Genomic DNA, 22,339 nt, shown 5'->3' on the forward strand with positions numbered 1-22,339 from the left:
ATCATTCATCAACAATAATATTAGTATTTTCTCTCTTACATAAGGATTATCTTGCTCTTTTAGGTGTTTTAACAGCTTTTCTCTCTGTTCTTGAGACAGATGGTTTTTTGCTGGCATAATTCAGAAGTGATCGCTTAGTTACTTAATTCCCTATTATACAATCTAGCTGCACAACAGCTTACTAATATTGTTTCTGCATCACTCAAGCAAAATTTACACGTCGCATTAAAAATTACAGAAATGCGTCGTCGAGGTGAATTGATTGCTATTAGTGGTATAACTTACTATGAAGTACAAAGAGGACTTTTAAGAAGCAATGCCACTAAAAAATTAGCCTTGTTTGCACAATTTTGTCAAGATTATCCTGTTTTATTTTTAGATGATTTGAGGATATTTCAGAAAGCCTCAGAAATTCATGCTGATTTAACAAATAAGGGTAAAATTATTCAGGATGCAGATATTTTGATAGCTGCTACTGCTATTGTTCATAATTTAATTTTAGTTTCTCATGATTCTGATTTAACTAGGGTTAATGATTTACAGTTAGAAAACTGGTTAATTTCTTAGTTAAGAAAGAAAATCTTACTTATTGTCTGCTAAGAGTGCAGTCAGATTTTCTAAAATCTCATTTTCTTCTTTTCTCACAGCTTCTAATCTCATCAACAACTTTGTTATTTCCTGCTTTGTATCTAAACTGATATTATCAGCAATTGCATTATTCAATATCAAAGTATTATCCTCCGATTTCTTAAATTTGAACCCAGAAAATAATAATTTAGAGATATTCTTAAACCCAAAAGAAAACATTGCATAAATCAACTTGAGAGGAGTTTTCAAGGTAAATAACAAACCTTGATCCAATATCTTGCTAAATAGTTGAAATATTTTCCAGATTATATAAATACCTAAAAATATCATGAAAGCAGTAATAACAGGATGATTAACTGCTAAAGTTAATAATTTCATTATCCACGAAATTGTAGGATGATTATCAATCCAAGTTGTCATAGTATCCCATTGATGACTAAAAAAATTATTAATAGCATTTTCTATAGCACTAGAAACTGAATTAGTTAAATTTCCTGCTTGTTTAGCACTTTCAGTAAAACTATCAACAGCGTGGTTTTTTACCTGATTAACATTATCAATTACACTGGATGTAGTTGTAGTGAAAGCATCTTTAGCTTGATTTGTTGTTTCAGTTATTTTATTAATTACTTTTCCTGTAGAATTACTAACTGTATTTGTTGCACCTTGGAAGGTTTCAGTTAAAGATTGACTGGTTTTTTCTGCTGTTTCTGAAAAACTATTCAATGATTTATCGGTAACTTGTGTCAGTGTATTAACTGTTTTTTCTGTTGTGTCTGTGACGAAGTTTTTTGTATTTTCCCAACTGTGGGAAACTGTATCGGTGATAGAAGATAAGTTGTTAGTATTGATGATGTTGACCATAATGCAGTTATCGAATTTTTTTAATGGTTACAAATTACAGATATTTTCAGGTAAATAAACCACATTTTGATTTAGGTTTCGCGTCAACAATGTAGGGGTGAAGCATTCGGACAATTAATTATCGGTTTTTACCTAAGACTATCATCCGAATGCTTCGCCCTGACTGTGGTCTAAAGACATGAAAACTGCTGTAACATAAGTTTAATATGCAACGGATAAATTTTGTAAATCCGTAAATATATCTAAAAAAAACTTAATAATTAATTATGTTTTATATGATTTAGTAGTGTAGGTAGTATCTAAGTTAATTAGATCCAGATTCTCGACTTCTGTTATTTATTGTGTCCATAAATGATAAATTTATCTCAGAAGTCGGGGATCTTATCGCCTGTACCTACAATAAACTAGCCATGAGTGGTGTATACATCACACTATTATCGACTCTGTTCATAAATTCTTTAGCTAATTCTATCATGACTTCATGGGCATCACCATATTTTTGTTTATAGGTTAATTGATGATTAAAATCCAAACCTTCAGCTATTTTTGATCTTTCTGGTATTCTTGTGGCAAAGGTTGGGGGAAAGAAGGGATTAACAATAATAAAATTTAAGTTATGCGTTTGGGAAACAGTGCCGTTATAACGGGAAATTAAAGTGCCAATGGGACTAATTTTATGGTCGTAATCTTTCTTGAATTGTTCAATTTGTTCTAATAAAAGTTCTAAACCGTGAATTGACATCCGGCTGGGTACACAAGGAATTAAACAAAAATCACTGGCAAAAAATGCACTTTTAATTACATTATTAATACTAGGCGGACAATCTATTAAAATGTAATCGTATTTTTCTAATAAAGGATTGATAATGTTATGTAAAATTGCTACTGCATTGGCTGGTAAATATTCCTGAACTTCAAATAATCGCGGACTGCTAGGAATTAAATGTAAACAATTAAAAGAGTTTTTATTTCTGAGATTGGAAACTTCTTCTTTGACTATGAATTTTTCATTATTTCCATTTTCTAAAAAATAATCAGCATTTTTTAAAAGAAAGGGTAAAGTCAATCCTTTTTGATTGTATTGCCATTCCCAATCTTCTTCTGACATCAAGGCGCTAGTGAGGTTACTCTGGGGATCTAAGTCAATAGCAAGTACCCGTTTACCATACATGGTATCGCCGGCTAAATATTCTGCTAAGGCCATGACGATGGTAGTTTTACCAACTCCACCTTTGAGGTTGCAAACACTGATTACTTTCGCTGTCATAGTTTTTGGTAGATGGATACATTAGGGGTATATAATTATATTGTTGCCTAAAATTGTAGAAAATTAACAAGTAAAAATTGCTCTATTTATAAATGACTCCTAACACCCAAATAGATACCCCAATAAATAAAAGTTGGCATGGTAAACTTCATTTAGTCTATGCTAAACGCCAAGATTCTACACAATTAATTTATAACCACAACCAAGCACCTTTAAAAATTCAACGTCCTTTTTATCCAGAGGGTGAAAAAATATGTCATAGTGTGATTTTACATACTGCTGGAGGTGTGGTGGGGGGCGATCGCCTATCTTCCCAAATTCACTTGCAAGAAGATACACAAGTATTAATAACTACTGCTACTGCTGCTAAAATATATCGTAGTAATGGGTTACAAGCACAACAAACTGTAAATATTCAAGTTGATGCTGGTGCTTGTTTAGAATATTTACCCCAAGAAACAATTTTATTTAATGGTGCAGTTTATCGCCAGGATTTGCGAGTAAAATTAGCTACAGGAAGTAGTTTTTTAGGGTGGGAAATTACGAGATTTGGTAGAAGTGCGAGAGGAGAAAAATTTGTACAGGGAGAGATGCGATCGCACACAGAAATATGGCAAAATAATCAACCATTGTGGATTGATAGACAATATTTACCCGGTAGGGAAGAAATATTTCACAGTCCCCACGGTTTAGCAGGAAAACCCGTTATTGGTAGTTTTGTGTGCGTTGGGGTTCCCATATCACAGGAAATTATTAAACAAGCACGTTCTTTAATTATTCACAACTCTATCAATAACTCTGATGCTGGAGTAACTCGTTTAGAACATGGATTTTTGTGTCGATATCGTGGTAATTCTACATCGGAAGCAAGAAATTGGTTTACAAATATTTGGCAAAATTTACGAATATCGTTGTTAAATCGTGGTAATTGTATTCCTAGAGTTTGGCAGATTTGAAAAAGCATTCAGCCGTCAGCCGTCAGCTATCAGTTATCAGCTATCAGCTATTAACTAAAGGATAAAAAATAAGAAGAAATATAGAGGAAAAAACAATGCAACTTACACCGCAAGAAAAAGATAAATTATTAATATTTACTGCTGCTTTGGTAGCTGAAAGAAGAAAAAATAGAGGTTTAAAATTAAATTATCCCGAAGCGGTAGCTTTTATTTCCGCCGCGATTTTAGAAGGTGCAAGAGATGGACAAACCGTAGCAGAATTAATGAGTTATGGAACAACTTTATTAACACGAGATGATGTGATGGAAGGTGTACCAGAAATGATTCATGAAGTACAGGTAGAAGCAACTTTTCCTGATGGGACAAAGTTAGTGACAGTGCATAATCCTATTAGATAGTATAAAAGGAGTAAGAAACGACAAATTATCCATCAACAAACAATATGAGATTAAAATCAATCAATATTCAAGGTTATCGACCTTTTAGGAATTTTGCAGCACCATTAGAACCACTAGAAATTATTGTTGGTGCAAATGGTGCAGGTAAGTCAAGTTTATTTGAATTTCTCAAATTTTTACGAGATAGTCTTTTTCAAGATATACCTCCAGAAATAGTTCCTGGTTCTATTGGACAACAGATTTTTCATATTCCGGGACCAGAAAAGTTTCAATGGGATATTGAAATTGATACAGGTCTTCCAATTGGTATTAGATATTTAGGAGAACTCATTGGTCCAGTTGGTAGAACTCAGGTTTCCTATGAACGAGTAGAATCATCTCAACCTTTTAGCGATAAATATAGTAATCCATACATATATATGGATATTCAAGGTAATAAAGGAGTGGTGCAAAATCCTGATACTAAAAAATTTACACAGCAAGAAATTGCCTTAAAACGACCTAATCAACTTGCTTTAAGTGCAATGACAAATCCATCATTAGAAACTTTATATAACTTACGTGACTATATTCGAGAATGGAGATTTTATAGTTCATTTAATATAGCAAATGATAAAATTCGGAAATCAGTACCCATTGAACAACAACCGATTTTACATGAGGATGCAGGTAATTTAAGTTCAGTTCTTTTCTCTTTAATGACTGAACATATAACAGCATTTGATGAACTACAACAACATTTACGTTCTGTCATTCCTGGTTTTAAAGGTTTAAAAGTAAAAGCACGAGGGGGACCAGGAGAAGTTATAGCATTTTGGCAAGAATCAGGAGTTGATCAAGAATTAAGTTTAGCTGATTTATCAGATGGAATTTTGCGGTTAATTTGTTGGATTTGTTTATGTGTACAACCAAATCCACCATCTTTAATTTGTATTGATGAACCAGATCAAGGTGTACATCCCCGTACACTTCCGGTTCTAGCTGGTTTATTTGAAAAAGCATCTGAACGCACACAAATTTTATTAGCAACTCACTCATCTTATTTTCTCACACAGTTTGATATTTCTCAAATTGCTGTACTTAGAAAAGAAAATGGAGAAGCAAAATTTATTAAGCCTGGAAATTCGCCAATTTTAATTGATATGCTTGATGATTTCGGTTCAGATGAAATAGAACAATTACACCGTAGCGATGAACTAGAGAGACTTCCATGAGAATTTTAGTTTATGTTGAGGGGACATCTGATAAATCAGCAATGGAAGCATTACTAGCACCATTAATTGAAGAGAAACTAAACCAGGGTATAAGTATTGAATTTTTTGCTGTTAAAGGTAATGATAATAGTAGAGGTGGAGATGCTAAAAAAGATTTATTAACTCAAACTCCAATTAGAGCAGTGAATATTCTGAAAAATCAGCAAGATTCAACTGTAGTTATTATACCTGATTTATATCCTAAAAATAAAGGGTTTCCTCATGAAACCTGTGCAGAATTAGTACAAGGAATTTTCAATAATTTTGAACAAGCATTACACCGCAAAGGAATTAATGATCGCCGATTAGAAGAACGCTTGAAAGTGTTCTGCTTTCAGCATGATTTAGAAGCATTAATTTTAGCTGCTGAAAGTGAATTATCAAGTATCCTTGGCATTAATAATATAACACAAACATGGACAATCCCAGTTGAAGACCAAAATCATGACATTCCACCTAAAAGAATAGTAGAGGAGATATTCAAAAACTATGGTAAACGTTATAAAGAATCTATAGATGCACCAAGAATTTTAGGAATTGCTAGATATCAAGATATAGCAGAACTATGTCCACAAGCTTTTAAACCCTTTGTACAATTTTTAGAAAATTTGTAAATTAGGAGACATCCAGTTATGATCCCCGGAGAAATCATTACCCCCCCAGGAGAAATCGAACTCAACGTAAATCGTCCCACCACTAAATTAATAGTAGCAAACACCGGAGACAGACCCATACAAATTGGTTCACACTTTCACTTTTATGAAGTCAATAACGCCCTACAATTTGACAGAGAAAAAGCACGAGGAATGAGATTAGACATCCCCGCAGGAACAGCAGTCAGATTTGAACCAGGAGACGAAAAAGAAATCACCCTTATTCCCCTAGTTGGTAGTCGCCAAATATACGGATTCAACAACAAAATAAACGGAAAACTCTAAACCTCTCTCTTAAACCTCTCTCTGCGCCTCTGCGCCTCTGCGTGATAAAAAAAGGATAAAAAAAATGCCCTACAGAATGAACCGCCGCGCCTACGCTGACACCTACGGACCAACAGTAGGCGACAAAATCAGACTAGCAGATACTGAACTATTTATAGAAGTAGAAAGAGATTTTACAACTTATGGTGATGAAGTAAAATTCGGGGGTGGTAAAGTAATTAGAGATGGCATGGGACAATCTCCAATTGCTAACGCCGATGGTGCTGTAGACTTAGTAATTACTAATGCTTTGATTCTCGATTGGTGGGGTATTGTAAAAGCAGATATCGGCATTAAAGATGGCAAAATTCACAAAATTGGTAAAGCCGGAAATCCCTATATTCAAGACAATATAGATATTATTATTGGACCAGGAACAGAAGCATTAGCCGGTGAAGGAATGATACTCACCGCAGGGGGAATAGATACCCACATCCATTTTATCTGTCCTCAACAAATAGAAGTAGCGATCGCCTCCGGTATCACTACTATGATCGGTGGAGGAACAGGACCAGCTACGGGAACAAATGCCACAACTTGCACACCAGGACCATGGAATATTTACCGAATGCTGCAAGCTGCTGACGCTTTCCCTATTAACTTGGGATTTTTAGGAAAAGGTAATACCAGTCAACCCCAAGCACTGAGGGAACAAGTAGAAGCCGGGGTAATAGGTTTAAAACTCCATGAAGATTGGGGAACAAACCCTGCAACTATTGATACTTGTTTAACCATTGCCGATGAATATGATGTACAAGTAGCAATTCACACTGATACATTAAACGAAGCAGGCTTTGTAGAAGATACCATCGCTGCTTTTAAACATCGTGCTATTCACACCTACCACACCGAAGGCGCTGGGGGAGGACACGCACCAGACATTATTAAAGTTTGTGGACAAACCAACGTTTTACCATCTTCTACTAACCCCACCCGTCCCTATACAGTTAATACCTTAAATGAACACCTAGATATGTTAATGGTGTGTCATCATTTAGATCCTAGCATTCCCGAAGATGTTGCCTTTGCTGAATCCCGTATTCGTAGAGAAACTATCGCTGCTGAAGATATTCTGCACGATTTAGGCGCGTTTAGTATGATTGCTTCTGACTCTCAAGCAATGGGAAGAGTAGGAGAGGTAATAATTAGAACTTGGCAAACTGCCCATAAAATGAAAGTTCAACGGGGAACACTCTCCCCTCACCTTGTAGGAGAGGGGTTGGGGGAGAGGTCAGACAATTTCCGCGCTAAAAGATATGTTGCGAAATACACAGTGAACCCAGCGATTACACATGGTATTGCTGACTATGTTGGTTCTGTGGAAGAGGGAAAAATTGCTGATTTGTGTTTATGGCAACCTGCGTTTTTTGGTGTCAAACCAGAAATAGTTATTAAAGGGGGAATGATTGCTTGGTCACAGATGGGTGATGCTAGTGCTAGTATTCCCACACCTCAACCTGTGCATACTCGTCCTATGTTTGGTAGTTTTGCCGGTGCGCGTCATGCAACATCATTAACGTTTGTTTCTCAAGTCGGTTTAGAAAGAGAAATTCCCCAAATGTTGGGTTTGAAAAAATCAATTGTTGCGGTTTCGGGAACTCGCCAAATTACTAAGCGAGATATGAAATTAAATGATGCTTTACCGCAAATTGAAGTAGATCCAGAAACTTATGAAGTTCGTGCAGATGGGGAATTATTAACCTGTGAACCTGCAACGGTTTTACCAATGGCGCAAAGATACTTTTTGTTTTGACTCCTCTACGGGCGAAGTAGGGGCGAAGCATTCGGAAAATAGCCTGTTCAGAAAATTTATAATTAGTCGCCCGAATGCTTCGCCCTTACAGGAAAATAGGCTTGGAGAAAAATTTATAATTAGTCGCCCGAATGCTTCGCCCCTACCACTCCTGACTCCTGACTTTTGACTCCTGACTTTTGATTTTCTATGCTTCTAAAATCTGAATTTCATCGAGTTGATTAATTACCACATCTGCACCTTTAACATTATCTGTATTATTAACCCAAGTAATACCAATACAACCGGCAGCTTTAGCATGACGCGCCATTTGCATATCACCCACTGAATCGCCTACCATCAAAGTAGCTCCCGGTGGTATGCCTAAAGTTTGGCAAGCCTGTAAAAATAATATTGGATCCGGTTTACTCGGACCTTCATCAACTCCCATTTCTAATTGCAGGTAATCTCTGAGATGATGAGTGATGACAAATTTTTGCACTTCCCCAGTGGTTGCGGCTGAAAGAATACCCAGTTTTAATCCTGCTGCTGATAGTGATCTTAAAACATCCAAGACACCTGGGAAAAGAGGTGCGGGAGTTTGATTCACATATTGATCAGCTTCTGCTAAGGCTTGACGAGCAATTTTTAAAGACTCAAACCAACCTCTTCCAGTTTCAGCTATGTAAGCAGCAGCAGCTACTTCGGTTTCTTTGCGACTAGCTACAGACATTAAACCAGCAGGATCTAAAATATTGCCATTAATACCAAAAGCCATTAATAAAGGTTCGCCAATACCGGGAATTTGCGCGTCTATGATCCGTGCTGCTTTTTGTCCGAGCGATCGCAAATAGGTTTCTGAGTCTTCCAATGTACCATTTTTGTCAAATAAAATCGCTTGAATATGAGAAAAGGTGATGTCACCACATTTGATAGTTATCATATTAGAAGGAGATCAAGGAGTCAGAAGTCAGGAGTCAGGAGTCAGGAGGTAGGAAGCAGGGGAGATGGGGAGATGGGGGAAATTATTTGTATTTTCCCAATCACCAGTCACCAATCACCAATCACCATAAATAAAAAAAGAGGGATATTCCCTCTTTATTAATACTTGGTTGTAAATAATCACAACTACAGATATATTACTCTTCAATAGCTGCTGGAATTTCCTCTTCAACTTCAGTTGCTGGTGGAATTTCTGCTTCAGCTACAGCTTCTACTCCTTCAACTGGTGCTGCTTCTGCTGCTTCCGCTGGTGCAACAGCTATACCCTGCTGTTTAGCTAACATTTGTTCCCTATACTTAGCTGCCATTTCTTCAGCCTTATCATAGACCAAATCGCGGTTCTTGATCATATCACCGGGTTCTGGTTCTAACTGCTTGGTAGACAGCGAAATGCGTCCTCTTTCTGCATCCAAATCAATGATCATGACTTTCAATTCATCATTGACATTAAACACGCTGTGAGGTGTGTCAATATGCTCGTGGGAAATCTCAGAAATGTGGAGTAGTCCGCTAACACCGCCGATGTCAATAAATGCACCGTAGGGTTTGATACCGCGAACAGTACCAATTACTACTTCGCCAACCTCTAAGCGGTTCATCTTGCGCTCAACCAGCGCCCGACGATGGGAGAGAACCAAACGGTTACGTTCTTCATCTACTTCTAGGAATTTTAAGGGTAATTCTTCCCCTACCAATTCTTCTTTTGGTTTGCGGGTACTAATATGAGAACCGGGGATAAAACCACGTAGTCCCTCAATGCGTACCAATGCGCCCCCACGATTAGTAGCAAACACACCAGAACGGACAGTAGCATCTTCTGCCTGTAATTGCCGTACTCTTTCCCATGCTCTCATGTATTCAATACGACGAATGGACAGGGTTAACTGACCATCTTCGTTTTCATCAGTGAGGATGAAAAATTCCCGTGTTTCGTTTGATTGTAAGACTTCTTCCGGGGCATCAACCCGGTTAATAGACATTTCCTGTATAGGTATGTATGCTGCTGTTTTAGCACCAATGTCAATCAGAGCGCCGCGCGGCTCTATACTAAACACTGTACCTGGTACTATATCACCAGGGCTGAAGTGATAATCGTACTTATCAAGTAGAGCAGCGAAATCTTCGTGAGTAAATCCAATTTCTGTAGCGGTTAAATTCTGATTGACCATGCTGTTTTGTTCCTGGTTCTAGTCTCCGTAAGTTTTTGTCACAATTAATGATGTATATGCGAGGGCTTTTAAATAAGTCTACACTTACATCCTTGTTAATCCTAGCGCAGAAGAGCTAGGTTCACACATATTATCTTCCAGATATGATATTATATCACATCCCAAAATTTTTTTCACTTTTTGCAAGTTAGGGGTCAGTAGTCAGCAGTCAGCACTATATCAAAATATTATCCGTTGCCACATAAATATGCAGCAACGGATTTGAATCTTACTTAAAAAAGTGTTAAGTCTGAGATAGCTGAAAGCTAACCGCTGACAGTGTTTAACTTCTTAGTCTTTCTCTTTTCTCTCAAAGCGGGGAGGTTCGCGAAATGCGATCGCAAAAAAGAGAACACCTATTGCTAGGGTCAAAATCAAAATGTATGCAACGCTTTCCATATTAGGATTTCCTGCCTATCCAGCCAGTAATTTTAGTTTACCAAGCAGAGTAAAAAGCATGAAGTCATAAAACTTCATACTTTTTACTTCATGCTTGTTTAAGCTTCCTTACGAACACGAGTGGTCTTGTCACCCACTTTCTGGAACAGACCCCACTCTACTTGTTCTTCTAGATCCGCTTCCACACCTGCGAATACATCGCGGTAGATGGTTCTAGAACCATGCCAGAGGTGACCAAAGAAGAACAAGAGCGCAAAGACAGCGTGACCAAAGGTAAACCAACCTCTGGGAGATGTACGGAATACACCATCAGAGTTTAAGGTTTCGCGGTCAAATTCAAAGATTTCGCCGCCTTGAGCCTTACGAGCATATTTCTTCACATCGGCGGGATCTGTGAATGTTTTACCATTTAAATCACCACCGTAGAAGCTAACAGTAACGCCTGTTTGCTCGAAGCTGTATTTAGATTCTGCCCGACGGAAAGGAATGTCAGCGCGGACAACTCCATCTTTATCGGTCAAAATTACAGGGAAGGTTTCAAAGAAGTTAGGTAGACGACGTACTGTGAGTTCGCGTCCTTCTGCATCTGTGAAGACTGCGTGACCTTGCCAAGATTGGGCAATACCATCGCCTTTAACCATTGGACCGGTACGGAATAAACCACCTTTAGCGGGGCTATTTCCTACATAGTCGTAGAAGGCCAATTTTTCGGGGATTTGTGACCAAGCTTCGGACAAGCTTGCACCGTTAGCAACACTATTTTGCACACGGCGCTGAATTTCTTGACGGAAGTAACCTTGGTCCCACTGATAGCGGGTAGGTCCAAACAGTTCGATGGGGGTGGTAGCGTTACCGTACCACATAGTACCAGCAACTATGAAAGCAGCGAAGAATACCGCAGCGATACTGCTGGAAAGTACGGTTTCAATGTTACCCATCCGTAGGGCTTTGTAGAGCCTTTCGGGAGGACGAACTGTGAGGTGGAATAAACCAGCAATAATACCAACTACACCAGCTGCAATGTGGTGAGCTACGACACCACCGGGGTTAAAGGGGTTAAACCCGGCTGGTCCCCATTCTGGTGCTACTGGTTGGATGCTACCAGTTATACCGTAAGCATCGGAAACCCACATCCCAGGTCCAAATAGACCGGTTAAGTGAAAAGCACCGAAACCAAAGCAAAGTAAACCAGATAAGAACAGGTGGATGCCAAACATTTTTGGCAAGTCTAAGGCGGGTTCGCCTGTGCGGGGATCTCTAAATAGTTCTAAATCCCAGAAAACCCAGTGCCAAACGGCTGCTAGGAATAATAAACCAGAAAGAACGATGTGAGCAGCAGCCACGCCTTCAAATGACCAGAAGCCAGGATCTACTGCTGTGCCACCGGTGACGCTCCAGCCGCCCCAGGATTCGGTTACGCCTAAACGTGACATAAAGGGAAGTACGAACATCCCTTGTCTCCACATGGGGTTGAGAACTGGATCACTGGGGTCGTAAACAGCCAGTTCGTAAAGTGCCATTGAACCAGCCCAGCCAGCAACTAGGGCTGTGTGCATCAAGTGTACAGAAATCAGTCGGCCTGGATCGTTCAGAACCACTGTATGTACTCGGTACCAGGGTAGTCCCATCGACTACGCTCCTCCTCGAAGAGTTAGTTTGTTTACAAAGCAATTTTCTTACTGAGGTTCTGAGGGAGGTAAACTACCACCCAGAAGTCTCTCTGAGTTTTTGTTATTGCCAGTCTTGAGTTTAACCACAGATTACTCTGTAGTTTATTATCGCTTATTCGCTGTCACAAGTTAATTCCCTGAGTTCGTGACTTTCAGGAAGTAGCTGTTTTGGCGATCAGCAAAAATGAGAATATTTTAAAAAGTGTAACTATTGATGGAACTCTTTGCAAGCTCCTAAATAGATGTGATTAGCTAGTTTTTGCATCAGATACCCCTACTCATGCCCACAATGCTACTATTTATCATCTGAGGCACTGGTTAAGCTTAAATTATTCTAAATATACAATAAAGCTGTTCGTTTGGTATAAAATTAGGACTATGATTCCCATGGCGATCGCTTGTTGAAAAATAACATAACTTATATTGACGAGATTTACACATTCCTGTCCTTGATTTTAATGCTGAAATTTATAGGCTATAATTCAACCACTATTCAACAAATAAAGGAGGATAAAATGGATGCAATTACTACTCAGCAAGCAAGTCAAGACTTAGATAATTTAGTAGATCGGGTTATTGCAGATGTAGAACCAACAATTATTTGTAATAACAAAGGTAACAAGGCCATTTTAATTTCTCTAGAGGAATTTTCATCATGGCAAGAGACATTATATTTACTGTCAAATCCTGTTAACGCCAAGCATCTTCTTTCTTCAATTCAATCAGCAAAAGCAGGTGATATTATTGAGAGAGACTTAATAGAAGAATGAAACTCACATTTACAGAAGCTGCATGGAATGATTATTTGTGGTTTCAAGATACTGATAAAAAACTCTTAGAAAGAATTAACACTCTGATTAAAGAAATTCTGCGAACTCCGTTTGAGGGTATGGGTAAACCAAAGCCATTGAAAGCTAATCTATCAGGTTATTGGTCTAGGCGCATCAACGCCGAACACCGTCTGGTTTATTAAGTGTTAGAAGAAAACTAGAAGAAAACTAGAAGAAAACATAATTATTGTAGCTTGTCATTTTCATTATCAGGATTAGATATTAAGTACGGGAGAAACAGCAATGACAGTGGCAATTGCTAAAAAGATGACCTTTGAGGAATTTCTCAACTATGACGATGGTACGGATACTTTATATGAATTGGAAAATGGAAAATTAATTCCCATGCCTTCGGAAAGTGATATAAATCAACGAATAGCTATATTTCTATTGATCTATTTTTCTCAATTAGGTATCCCGTCTTCTCGTTTACGGATGAAAGCTGAGATAGCTGTAAATAGTAGAAGTGTAGGTGTGCGTATACCTGATGTGGTAGTTTATTCTGAAGAGTTAGCGGTGGCAATGGCAGGAACTACTCGTTCACTGGTATATATGGATATGCCACCACCATTATTAGTTGTTGAAGTGGTCAGTCCTAATCAGGCTAATCGTGATTATCGCTACAAGAGATCCGAATATGCGGCGCGGGGTATTCCTGAATACTGGATTGTTGATCCCATTACTCAAAAGGTGACAGTGTTGGAATGGGTAGAAGGTTTTTATGACGAGCAGGTGTATGAAAATGACAGCTTGATAGTTTCTCCCATATTTCCAGAACTCAAGTTGACTGCTGCTCAAGTTTTACAAGGATGAAAATCTTTGATATGAAAAACAGCTTATATAAATCAATACCTTCGCCAAAATCAAAAATATCTTGATTTGTAGGTTGGGTTGAGGAACGAAACCCAACAAATACGTTGAGTTTACGTTGGGTTTCCACACGGTAAACCCAACCTACGGGAAAATGGCAAAGGTATTGATAAATATAACATATATATTAAAATGATTAACTGCTGATTTTAGAAAAATTAATGTTGATAACTGGGTTTTTCAGGTCTATAAGACGGTTGGGTAAGGTAACAAAATTCCTGTCGTTGTTCTCCTTGTGTTTCTTGCTGGCTGTAAGCTGTACTCTAAGTCCCCAACCAACTACACCACCTAGTCCTGGTGCGGTGAATACTCCTGCTGGTGATGGTAGGATTACTATCGGGACAACAGCAAAACCGAGAACCCTTGATCCTGCTGATGCTTATGAGTTAGCATCCTTGGGTTTAGTCTTTAATATGAGCGATCGCCTATATACTTATGAACCAGGTAGCACAGAAATTAAACCCCAACTAGCCACAGCTTTACCTAAAGTTAGTGAAGATGGTTTAACATACACCATTCCCCTACGGGAAGGAGTAGTCTTTCACGATGACACACCTTTTAACGCTAAAGCAATGGCATTTAGTATCCAGCGTTTTATCGAAAATAAAGGTAAACCATCTTTTCTACTTTCCGATACAATTGAATCCGTGAAAGCTACAGGGGACTATGAACTTACAATTAAATTGAAAAAACCCTTTGCGGCTTTTCCCGCATTATTAGCATTTTCTGGAGTGTGTCCAGTTTCACCTAAAGCTTATGAACTTGGTGCGGGGAAATTTCAACCTAATACCTTTGTAGGAACTGGTCCTTATAAATTAGCCCAGTATGGTACAGATTCTTTAAGATTGGATGTTTTTGAGAAATATTGGGGAGAAAAACCAGCAAATAAAGGTGTTAATGTGCAAATTCAAACCAGTCCAGTGAATTTATTTAATGCTTTTAAAACTGGTGCAGTTGATGTTGCTTATTTATCTTTACAACCAGATCAAATTCGCAGTTTAGAAGATGGTGCAAAAAACGGAGATTGGCAAGCTATAACTGCTCAAGGTAGTGTAGTTAGTTATATGGTGTTGAACAGAAATCAACAACCATTAGATAAACCAGAAGTAAGAAGTGCGATCGCCTCACTCGTTGATCGTCCATTATTAAATGAACGGGTATTATATGGTCAAGCAGATCCACTTTATAGCATGATTCCCACAACCTTCAATGTTTCCCAACCATTATTTAAAGAGAAATATGGTGATGGTAAATTTGAAGAAGCGAAAAAATTGTTAACTACCGCAGGTTTTTCCAAAGAAAAACCCGCCCAAATTCAAGTTTGGTATCCTGCAAGTTCACCCACCCGGAGTTTAGCAGCACAGACATTAAAATCCTTAGCTGATACTAAAATGGACGGGATATTACAACTAGAAGTTAAAACCGTAGAAGGGGCAACATTTTTCAAAGAAATTTCCAAAGGTTCATATCCCATCGCTTTGCTAGACTGGTATCCAGACTTTTTAGATCCAGATAATTATGTACAACCATTTTTATCCTGTGAAAAAGGTTCAGAAGCTAAAGGTTGTGAAGATGGTGGAAGTCAAACTCAGGGTTCTTTTTACTATAGTGAAACAATGAATAAACTCATTGATCAACAACGTCAAGAACAAAACCCAGAAACGAGAAAGAAAATCTTTACTGACATTCAAAATCTAGTTTTAACTGATGTTCCTTACGTTCCCCTATGGCAAAACAAAGATTATGTATTTGCCCAAAAAGGCGTAATAGATGTCAAACTTGATCCTACTCAAAACTTGATTTACAGAACAATTAAGAAGTAGTTCTTAGTCATTAGTCATTAGTCATTAGTCATTAGTTATATTTATCCTGACTCCTGACTTCTGTACGGGCGAAGCATTCGGAAAATAGCCTGGGACAAAAATTTACAATTAGTCGCCCGAATGCTTCGCCCCTAAGACTCCTGACTCCTTCAACTCCTTGAACTCCTGAACTTCCTGAACTCCTGACTCCTAATAAATATGTCCCGTTCTAAAGCCTTACAATATTACATAGTTTCTCGGTTGCTATTTGCACCACTGCAACTATTAACTATTATCACCATTGTTTTTTTATTATTAAGAGCCACTCCTGGAGATCCAGCAGATGCAATTCTTGGTGGACGTGCGCCAGAAAGTGCTAAGGAAGAACTCAGAAAACAACTAGGTTTAAATTTACCTATCTGGTTACAATATCTCAATTATTTGGGAAATATACTACGTTTTGATTTAGGAACTTCCTTAACCAGTCGAGGTCAAAATGTGTGGGAAATTATCAGCCAACATTTTCCAGCTACAGTAGAATTAGCCGTTTGTAGTATGCTGGTAGCTTTAATTGTGGGAATTTTAGTAGGTACACTTTCCGCCTCTCGTCCCGGTACTTCTTTTGATGTTGGTGGGCGTTTATTTGGCATTATTACCTATGCACTCCCCATGTTTTGGGCGGGAATGTTATTACAATTAATATTCTCAGTTCAATTACGTTGGTTTCCTAATTCTAATCGTTTTCCTCCTAATATTTCCCCACCTCCAACTCTTACTGGTTTATATACAATTGATAGTTTATTAAGTGGAAATGTAAGTAATTTTTTCACAGCTTTACATCATTTAGCTTTACCCAGTATCACTTTAGGCATTTTACTCAGTGGTATTTTTGAACGTATTGTGAGAGTGAATTTAAAACAAACATTAAAAGCTGATTATGTAGAAGCAGCTAGGGCGCGAGGAATCCCGGAAAATAAGATTTTAATATCCCATGCTTTAAAGAATGCCTTAATACCTGTAATTACAGTCTTAGGATTAACATTTGCTTCCCTATTGGGAGGGGCAATTTTAACAGAAGTAACATTTTCTTGGCCAGGGTTAGCAAATAGATTATATCAAGCTATTTCTGAACGGGATTATTTTACAGTGCAGGGTATTTTAGTATTTTTTGGGGCAATTGTTGTGACTGCGAGTATTTTGATTGATATTCTTAATGCTTATGTAGATCCGCGAATTAGATATTAACCCAATTTGCTAGTTATATCATTTGGTTTGTAATTCTGTTTTTGATGATTTTCAGTGTTGTGGGGTGGGCATCTTGCCCGCCCTTTTATACTTCATCCAGATGAAATTTGTTGTTGATCTTTACCTACCTTTGCAAACTGCGAGGATCAAGGGCATCCCTTAACCCATCACCTAATAAATTGAATGATAAAACAGTCAGAATAATCAAAATAGCAGGTGATAAAACTAGCCAAGGTTGTAAGACTAAAATTGAAGCATTACTAGCTAAAGAAAGCATATTTCCCCAAGAAGGATCAGGTTGTTGAATACCTAAACCAATCAGACTTAACACTGCTTCTGCACCAATAAAACTCGGAATGGTCAGAGTAGCAGAAATAATTACATAAGTGGCAGTTTGGGGTAAAATATGACGGAGAATAATATAAATTGGCTTACCTCCCATTGCCAGTGATGCTTGGACAAATTCTCTTTCTTTAATTGATAAAACTTGACCACGAATTACTCTAGCTAAACCTGCCCAACTGATCACAGAAGTAATTACAACTATTAATAAAAAGCGTTGTGTACTGGTTAATTGAGGGCTGAGAACTCCTGATAATGCTGCTAACAAATAAATGCTAGGAAAAGTCATTAACACTTCTGCTAAACGCATAATCACACTATCAATTACACCTCCAAAATAACCAGAAATACCACCGATTATTAAACCCAGGGGATAGGTAATGATGATGCCAAAAATCCCAATAAATAAACTAATCCTACCACCATAAAGCAGACGGCTAAATTGATCCCGTCCTTGTTCATCAGTACCTAAAATATTAAATTTGGCTTCACCTTTAGAACCAAATAAATGCAAATTTAGGGGAATACCAGGAATGATAGTGACTTCATCCCATTTGGGAGGTAGGGGTAAACTGAGTTGAAATAATCTATATTCTGGACCGGAAACAAATAAAGCCAAAGGTGAAGGCTGTTTAAAATCTACAATTAACTTACGTTCCCCTATTTCTAGATTTGTATCTCCTTGAATTGTTGGATAAATATGGGGTCCGATAAATTTACCCTCTGGAGAAACCCAATAAATGCGGGTAGGTGGCAATAGCGAACCATTTGGCTGTGAATCATAAGGATTATAAGGTGCGATAAAGTCAGCCCCAATGACTGCTAAATAGAACACTAATAGTATAATTGCCCCAAATCTTGCTAAGGAATTTTTTTTGAGTTTTTGCAACCAATTCATAATTTTTTTGACAAAACTTATTTACAAAACAATGAATGATAATTAATAGAGTTAGTAATTCATTCAGCTAAATCTCTAATGTATGTAAGTTTCTATTTATAGATCAGGTAAAAGTTAAGAGTGGCTAATTTCACAACTACCAATTACCCATTACCAGCCTGAAATAGAAGCTACATAAATTTAGTGATTTAACCATTTAACTGTTCAGCTAAATACCTTATTTCCTCATTCTGTTTTTCATGTTCGACCACAAACACATTAGCATAAAGATTAGCTAAAACTTGTTTTCCTTGTTGTGTCAGTCCTAGATAACGCAATCCTTCTTTGATATAAGGATAGACACCATTCCAGTAAAATTTGGCATAGTTTTTGCGTAAGTCTCCAGGATTTTTATAACCTAAAGCTTTATTTACTCCGGTTTCTTCAAATTCATAAAATAAACTTGTAATTTTTTTCAGGTAACGGGGATCACTTAATTGCCCAATCAAATCAGCAGCACGTACTATGCCGGCAAAATGAGTGGTATCTTGATGATCATCGGCTCTAGGAACTGGAAACCTGGTTAGTTCAATATTGTTCTTGATCACTTCCGAATCTATCAAAGGATGTCCACCAAATCTTTCATCAATAAATAGTTTAGCCCGATCTACATGATAGGGTGTGAGACTAGCATCAGAAGCACCAGGAGGAAGAGCAACCATGTTGCCATTTTGTCCTGTAGCATATAAACTTTCTGCTTCTTGATCTTCGCGGCAAACTCCTTTGACATAACCAATATCGTGACACAATAAGGAGATAATCACGTGCAACCAATCTTCGCTGGAAACTCCTCCTTCTCGGATGTGTCTACCACGCAAAATTTCTTGTCCGACGAGGGTAACGAGAACAGAGTGTTCCACATTGTGATATGAAGCATCACTGTTGGCGATGTTTTCCAAAGCCATGTTACCAGCCCAAGCTATGATGTCTTGATAATCAGTTTTTAAACCGCCGTAGGTACGTCGATAACCTTCTCGCAGTTGATTTACAAAAGCATCAATGATAATTTCAGTGGTATTGAACATAGAGGATTAGAGGATTCTCAGGGTATATATTTTTTATAATCATGTTTATCTGTTGCAATTTCGTTCAATGTAAATCCTTTATCTTACCAGTTAAAGGGGCGATCGCTTTCTAACTCTAAAAAAGATAAAACTTTTCACGTTTATGAAGCGCATCGAATAAATAACCAAGTTACTATACTCAGAGACTTTGGTGCTTCTGACTGCCATTGGATTAAGTTTACATTATCTATCTCAATTTTTCCTAGCAACCCAAGAATTTCATTTATAAGTTATCATCCTTTGCTATTAACTGTCTTGTGTCTCTTCCCTCCTATTTGTTCTAGAAAAATCCGTTACTGATTTTCGCGTAATTTATGATATAATAGCCCATAGACTAAATTTCCATACTTGTAATCTGCGGGTGTAATTCAGTGGTAGAATGTCTGCCTCCCATGCAGAATGTCGTGGGTTCGAGTCCCATCACCCGCTTTCCAGATTTATTGTCCTATTTTCCCAAATATAATAAATGTAAGAGTAAACGCTACAGTTTTTTATAGCAGTGAAGAGGGTTTTACTCTTGACTCCTGCTATATTAGGTTATTGCTCAGACTGCCAAATCCTGATTGTATGATCAGCACTACCACTAATTATCTTATTTCCGTCAACATTAAAAGCTACAGAATGAACAGTTGATAAATGTCCTGAAAGAGTATTTATCAGTTCTTGACTATACAGATGCCACAGCTTAATTAGACATCTCCGAAAATTACATAAGCATAACCTGAAACCCATTCGTAGGGACAATTCATGAATTGTCCCTACATCTTTTTCGGAGAAGTCTATTCAATTCCCTGATGTATCCGGATAAAATAGGTTGCTTTAGTATTAATTATATTAATAACAGAAAAACCACTCCAGAAGTACAGGCAAGGGGTAAAGGTTTAATTTTAATTAATCTTCTCCTGGAGTGGGTTTGGGGTTAAGTTGACCTCTAAATAGGGTTTGCTGAAAAAGTCTCTTCGTGAGGGCTTGGAGGCAGGAGCAAGAATGAATTATGATGGTGTTCCATGCTTTTTTGCTGTCTACTTATCCTTGTTACTTCGATTTGAGAGCCTTTCTTGCAGAACTAGCAATTTATGTTAAATAGAATAATAAAGCGGGAAAGATTTTGCATCTTTGGGCTTGACATAAACTCGCTCTTGTGGTTCTAATTTTAACTCATCAAAGCGTTCCCGTGTTAAATGAGCAGTAAAATTTTGCCCATCATCCAAGGTTAATTCTACTTGAATTTCCCAACCCAAATGAATGACACGATTAACTATAGCAGATGCAGTTGTACCATTCGCATCTCTTTCGACAATTACATCTTGGGGACGTAAAAATATTTCTGGGTTAGCTGAGTCGAAACCACTGCTTTGAAAAATCTTGGCAGAACTCGGTAAAACATTCACAGGACCAATGAAACTCATTACAAAAGCCGAAGCAGGATGATCATAAATTTCTGCGGGTGTTCCTACTTGTTCTACTTTTCCTTTGTTCATAACTACGATTTCATCAGAAACTTCCATAGCTTCTTCTTGATCGTGAGTTACAAACACGGTGGTAACGTGAACTTCGTCATGGAGACGGCGTAACCAAGCACGTAAGTCTTTACGCACTTTAGCATCTAACGCCCCAAATGGTTCATCTAGTAATAATACTTTAGGTTCTACGGCTAAGGCTCTGGCTAAGGCTACTCTTTGTCTTTGTCCTCCTGAAAGTTGAGAAGGATAGCGATCGCCTAATCCACTTAGCTGCACTAATTCTAACAGTTGTTCTACTTTACCGTGTATTTTCTTTTTCGGTGCTTTGCGAATTTCTAAGCCAAAGGCGATATTTTGCCTCACGGTTAAGTGCTTAAATAAGGCATAATGCTGAAATACAAAACCAATATTTCGCTCTTGTACACTTTGATAGGTAGCATCTTTCCCAGTGAGAATGATTTTACCACTATCCGGCATTTCTAACCCCGATATTAACCGCAGTAGTGTAGATTTACCAGAACCAGATGGTCCTAGTAATGCCACCAGTGAACCACTTTTGATTTCTAGACTTACCTGATCTACAGCCTGGAAGCTGCCAAATTGCTTAGACACATTTTCAACTACTATGCCCACTGGTTTTATACCTCTGTGACTAATCTACGGTTTAGGAGTAGAATTACTGTAGTTTTATTTATATCATAAATGGGGAATAGGGAATAGGGAATCGTTTCCGGTATCTTACCAACTACAACCGCCACAATCTAAAGCACCGCAATCAGGAGTAATATTGATTAATTCAGGACAATTACAAGCGGTATCAGTACAATAGATATCTCCAAAATAGAATGTATTAATTTGTCATAAGTTGTAGGGGCGAAGCTTATGGGCGATAATTTAACGGAAAAATCAGACATATATATATTCCATAAGCTTCGACCTGCCCCCATAAATAAGTTCCATAATTTCTTTTCTGAAGATGTCTAATTAATTCCTATATCCACAACATCAAAAATATCCTGACAAGATGATAGGGGTGTTTTTGGCTGAGGTTTCCTGTTTTGTTGATTGTCTGTTTGTGTTGGTGGTTCTAGTGCCTCATCTATTTCTTCAGATTGCGATCGCAGAATTAAATTAGCTTGTTTACAACTTTGAAATCTGACACTGGATTTAACAACAGCAGTTTTTAAACCTTCTTCAGCAATTACCCGTTTAATATACTGAGAACAAGATTCACAAGAAAATCGCCGAAAGGCACGGAAGCCACTTGGCTATCTTACAGTGGAGGAAGTGCCAACGGCGAATTTATTCGCCGCGAATATGATATGATTGGACTGCGAGTAGGAATAACCATCTACACGAAGAAGTATTTTGATCAGGAGAAACCCCTGATTTATCTCGTCTCGGCATTTGACCGCAGCCTGGGTAAACAAGCAAAGGCAAATATGGAGTGTAATACCGCCAAAATTTGATGG

At 37.8% G+C, this 22,339-nt stretch carries 22 protein-coding genes and 1 tRNA gene; 13 read left to right on the top strand and 10 right to left on the bottom strand.

Going from position 1 to position 22,339, the window contains the following annotated elements; genetic code table 11:
• The first annotated feature begins 186 nt into the window (after positions 1-186).
• A complete protein-coding gene (locus FFR48_RS12575; RefSeq protein WP_371851441.1) occupies positions 187-567 on the top strand; it encodes a PIN domain-containing protein in 381 nt (126 codons plus the stop codon).
• A 15-nt stretch (positions 568-582) separates the two neighbouring features.
• Here FFR48_RS12575 and FFR48_RS12580 read toward each other — a convergent pair whose 3' ends face one another.
• Together FFR48_RS12580 and FFR48_RS12585 are read right to left on the bottom strand one after the other, a co-directional pair.
• The gene (locus FFR48_RS12580; protein WP_137667600.1) at positions 583-1,452 is read right to left on the bottom strand and encodes a hypothetical protein; all 870 of its coding nucleotides are present in this window, start codon (positions 1,450-1,452) and stop codon (positions 583-585) included.
• A 394-nt stretch (positions 1,453-1,846) separates the two neighbouring features.
• A complete protein-coding gene (locus FFR48_RS12585) occupies positions 1,847-2,719 on the bottom strand; it encodes a ParA family protein (protein WP_137667601.1) in 873 nt (290 codons plus the stop codon).
• A gap of 92 nt (positions 2,720-2,811) precedes the next feature.
• Here FFR48_RS12585 and FFR48_RS12590 point away from each other — a divergent pair, with 92 nt between their 5' ends.
• From FFR48_RS12590 to ureC, 6 genes are all read left to right on the top strand, one after another.
• Entirely contained in the window at positions 2,812-3,675 is an 864-nt protein-coding gene (locus FFR48_RS12590; RefSeq protein WP_137667602.1) for an urease accessory protein UreD, read from the top strand.
• A 95-nt stretch (positions 3,676-3,770) separates the two neighbouring features.
• Positions 3,771-4,073, top strand: a complete 303-nt coding sequence (gene ureA / locus FFR48_RS12595; RefSeq protein ID WP_137667603.1) for an urease subunit gamma — start codon at positions 3,771-3,773, stop codon at positions 4,071-4,073.
• A 44-nt stretch (positions 4,074-4,117) separates the two neighbouring features.
• The gene (locus FFR48_RS12600) at positions 4,118-5,287 is read left to right on the top strand and encodes an AAA family ATPase (protein WP_137667604.1); all 1,170 of its coding nucleotides are present in this window, start codon (positions 4,118-4,120) and stop codon (positions 5,285-5,287) included.
• Positions 5,284-5,940, top strand: coding sequence for a DUF4276 family protein (locus tag FFR48_RS12605; RefSeq protein WP_096565124.1), 657 nt, complete (start codon positions 5,284-5,286; stop codon positions 5,938-5,940). The genes FFR48_RS12600 and FFR48_RS12605 overlap by 4 nt, the downstream gene beginning before the upstream one ends.
• Before the next feature lie 18 nt (positions 5,941-5,958).
• The gene (locus FFR48_RS12610) at positions 5,959-6,264 is read left to right on the top strand and encodes an urease subunit beta (RefSeq protein WP_137667605.1); all 306 of its coding nucleotides are present in this window, start codon (positions 5,959-5,961) and stop codon (positions 6,262-6,264) included.
• Between the two features lie 64 nt (positions 6,265-6,328).
• The gene (gene ureC / locus FFR48_RS12615; protein WP_137667606.1) at positions 6,329-8,056 is read left to right on the top strand and encodes an urease subunit alpha; all 1,728 of its coding nucleotides are present in this window, start codon (positions 6,329-6,331) and stop codon (positions 8,054-8,056) included.
• A gap of 187 nt (positions 8,057-8,243) precedes the next feature.
• Here ureC and FFR48_RS12620 read toward each other — a convergent pair whose 3' ends face one another.
• From FFR48_RS12620 to psbB, 4 genes are all read right to left on the bottom strand, one after another.
• Complete coding sequence (locus FFR48_RS12620) at positions 8,244-8,978, bottom strand: HAD family hydrolase (protein ID WP_137667608.1); 735 nt, start codon at positions 8,976-8,978, stop codon at positions 8,244-8,246.
• Positions 8,979-9,174: 196 nt separating this feature from the next.
• Positions 9,175-10,206 (bottom strand): 30S ribosomal protein S1, encoded by a 1,032-nt coding sequence (locus FFR48_RS12625; RefSeq protein ID WP_096565116.1) that lies wholly within the window; start codon positions 10,204-10,206, stop codon positions 9,175-9,177.
• Positions 10,207-10,536: 330 nt separating this feature from the next.
• Entirely contained in the window at positions 10,537-10,644 is a 108-nt protein-coding gene (locus FFR48_RS12630; RefSeq protein ID WP_013192567.1) for a photosystem II reaction center protein T, read from the bottom strand.
• A 98-nt stretch (positions 10,645-10,742) separates the two neighbouring features.
• On the bottom strand, positions 10,743-12,272 hold the full coding sequence (psbB, locus tag FFR48_RS12635; protein ID WP_137667609.1) for a photosystem II chlorophyll-binding protein CP47: 1,530 nt from the start codon (positions 12,270-12,272) through the stop codon (positions 10,743-10,745).
• 557 nt (positions 12,273-12,829) lie between these two features.
• On the opposite strand from psbB, the gene FFR48_RS12640 reads away from it, so the two are divergent.
• The 5 genes from FFR48_RS12640 (at position 12,830) to FFR48_RS12660 (ending at position 17,061) form a co-directional block, all read left to right on the top strand.
• Positions 12,830-13,084, top strand: coding sequence for a type II toxin-antitoxin system Phd/YefM family antitoxin (locus FFR48_RS12640; protein ID WP_137667610.1), 255 nt, complete (start codon positions 12,830-12,832; stop codon positions 13,082-13,084).
• The gene (locus FFR48_RS12645; protein WP_137667611.1) at positions 13,081-13,287 is read left to right on the top strand and encodes a Txe/YoeB family addiction module toxin; all 207 of its coding nucleotides are present in this window, start codon (positions 13,081-13,083) and stop codon (positions 13,285-13,287) included. Before FFR48_RS12640 ends, FFR48_RS12645 begins: the two co-directional genes overlap by 4 nt.
• 100 nt (positions 13,288-13,387) lie before the next feature.
• Positions 13,388-13,957 carry a Uma2 family endonuclease gene (locus FFR48_RS12650; RefSeq protein WP_137667612.1) on the top strand — a complete coding sequence of 190 codons (570 nt, stop codon included), beginning with the start codon at positions 13,388-13,390 and terminating at the stop codon, positions 13,955-13,957.
• 218 nt (positions 13,958-14,175) lie between these two features.
• Positions 14,176-15,837 (top strand): ABC transporter substrate-binding protein, encoded by a 1,662-nt coding sequence (locus FFR48_RS12655; RefSeq protein ID WP_137667613.1) that lies wholly within the window; start codon positions 14,176-14,178, stop codon positions 15,835-15,837.
• A gap of 198 nt (positions 15,838-16,035) precedes the next feature.
• On the top strand, positions 16,036-17,061 hold the full coding sequence (locus FFR48_RS12660; protein WP_137667614.1) for an ABC transporter permease: 1,026 nt from the start codon (positions 16,036-16,038) through the stop codon (positions 17,059-17,061).
• Positions 17,062-17,185: 124 nt separating this feature from the next.
• Here FFR48_RS12660 and FFR48_RS12665 read toward each other — a convergent pair whose 3' ends face one another.
• Both FFR48_RS12665 and FFR48_RS12670 read right to left on the bottom strand, forming a co-directional pair.
• Positions 17,186-18,301 (bottom strand): ABC transporter permease, encoded by a 1,116-nt coding sequence (locus FFR48_RS12665; RefSeq protein WP_137667615.1) that lies wholly within the window; start codon positions 18,299-18,301, stop codon positions 17,186-17,188.
• A 188-nt stretch (positions 18,302-18,489) separates the two neighbouring features.
• On the bottom strand, positions 18,490-19,365 hold the full coding sequence (locus FFR48_RS12670) for an Npun_R2479 family HD domain-containing metalloprotein (protein ID WP_137667616.1): 876 nt from the start codon (positions 19,363-19,365) through the stop codon (positions 18,490-18,492).
• Between the two features lie 396 nt (positions 19,366-19,761).
• Between FFR48_RS12670 and FFR48_RS12675 the strand changes: the two genes are divergently transcribed.
• Positions 19,762-19,833 (top strand) — tRNA-Gly (locus tag FFR48_RS12675).
• A 108-nt stretch (positions 19,834-19,941) separates the two neighbouring features.
• On the opposite strand, the gene FFR48_RS12680 is transcribed toward FFR48_RS12675, so the two are convergent.
• On the bottom strand, positions 19,942-20,136 hold the full coding sequence (locus FFR48_RS12680; RefSeq protein ID WP_137667617.1) for a WD40 repeat domain-containing protein: 195 nt from the start codon (positions 20,134-20,136) through the stop codon (positions 19,942-19,944).
• A 347-nt stretch (positions 20,137-20,483) separates the two neighbouring features.
• Positions 20,484-21,500, bottom strand: coding sequence for a sulfate/molybdate ABC transporter ATP-binding protein (locus tag FFR48_RS12685; RefSeq protein ID WP_137667618.1), 1,017 nt, complete (start codon positions 21,498-21,500; stop codon positions 20,484-20,486).
• Between the last annotated feature and the right edge of the window lie 839 nt (positions 21,501-22,339).

Origin of the sequence: Sphaerospermopsis reniformis (genome assembly GCF_005402885.1) — a bacterium.
In the GTDB taxonomy this organism is placed as follows: Bacteria; Cyanobacteriota; Cyanobacteriia; order Cyanobacteriales; family Nostocaceae; genus Sphaerospermopsis; species Sphaerospermopsis kisseleviana.

Coding starts and splice junctions, on each gene's coding strand:
- FFR48_RS12660 (WP_137667614.1), top strand. CDS start 16,036: ATGTCCCGTTCTAAAGCCTTACAATATTACATAGTTTCTCGGTTGCTA.
- ureC (WP_137667606.1), top strand. CDS start 6,329: ATGCCCTACAGAATGAACCGCCGCGCCTACGCTGACACCTACGGACCA.
- FFR48_RS12600 (WP_137667604.1), top strand. CDS start 4,118: ATGAGATTAAAATCAATCAATATTCAAGGTTATCGACCTTTTAGGAAT.
- FFR48_RS12645 (WP_137667611.1), top strand. CDS start 13,081: ATGAAACTCACATTTACAGAAGCTGCATGGAATGATTATTTGTGGTTT.
- FFR48_RS12655 (WP_137667613.1), top strand. CDS start 14,176: ATGTTGATAACTGGGTTTTTCAGGTCTATAAGACGGTTGGGTAAGGTA.
- FFR48_RS12670 (WP_137667616.1), bottom strand. CDS start 19,365: ATGTTCAATACCACTGAAATTATCATTGATGCTTTTGTAAATCAACTG.
- FFR48_RS12665 (WP_137667615.1), bottom strand. CDS start 18,301: ATGAATTGGTTGCAAAAACTCAAAAAAAATTCCTTAGCAAGATTTGGG.
- FFR48_RS12650 (WP_137667612.1), top strand. CDS start 13,388: ATGACAGTGGCAATTGCTAAAAAGATGACCTTTGAGGAATTTCTCAAC.
- FFR48_RS12585 (WP_137667601.1), bottom strand. CDS start 2,719: ATGACAGCGAAAGTAATCAGTGTTTGCAACCTCAAAGGTGGAGTTGGT.
- FFR48_RS12605 (WP_096565124.1), top strand. CDS start 5,284: ATGAGAATTTTAGTTTATGTTGAGGGGACATCTGATAAATCAGCAATG.
- FFR48_RS12680 (WP_137667617.1), bottom strand. CDS start 20,136: ATGGGTTTCAGGTTATGCTTATGTAATTTTCGGAGATGTCTAATTAAG.
- ureA (WP_137667603.1), top strand. CDS start 3,771: ATGCAACTTACACCGCAAGAAAAAGATAAATTATTAATATTTACTGCT.
- FFR48_RS12620 (WP_137667608.1), bottom strand. CDS start 8,978: ATGATAACTATCAAATGTGGTGACATCACCTTTTCTCATATTCAAGCG.
- FFR48_RS12610 (WP_137667605.1), top strand. CDS start 5,959: ATGATCCCCGGAGAAATCATTACCCCCCCAGGAGAAATCGAACTCAAC.
- psbB (WP_137667609.1), bottom strand. CDS start 12,272: ATGGGACTACCCTGGTACCGAGTACATACAGTGGTTCTGAACGATCCA.
- FFR48_RS12640 (WP_137667610.1), top strand. CDS start 12,830: ATGGATGCAATTACTACTCAGCAAGCAAGTCAAGACTTAGATAATTTA.
- FFR48_RS12625 (WP_096565116.1), bottom strand. CDS start 10,206: ATGGTCAATCAGAATTTAACCGCTACAGAAATTGGATTTACTCACGAA.
- FFR48_RS12590 (WP_137667602.1), top strand. CDS start 2,812: ATGACTCCTAACACCCAAATAGATACCCCAATAAATAAAAGTTGGCAT.
- FFR48_RS12580 (WP_137667600.1), bottom strand. CDS start 1,452: ATGGTCAACATCATCAATACTAACAACTTATCTTCTATCACCGATACA.
- FFR48_RS12630 (WP_013192567.1), bottom strand. CDS start 10,644: ATGGAAAGCGTTGCATACATTTTGATTTTGACCCTAGCAATAGGTGTT.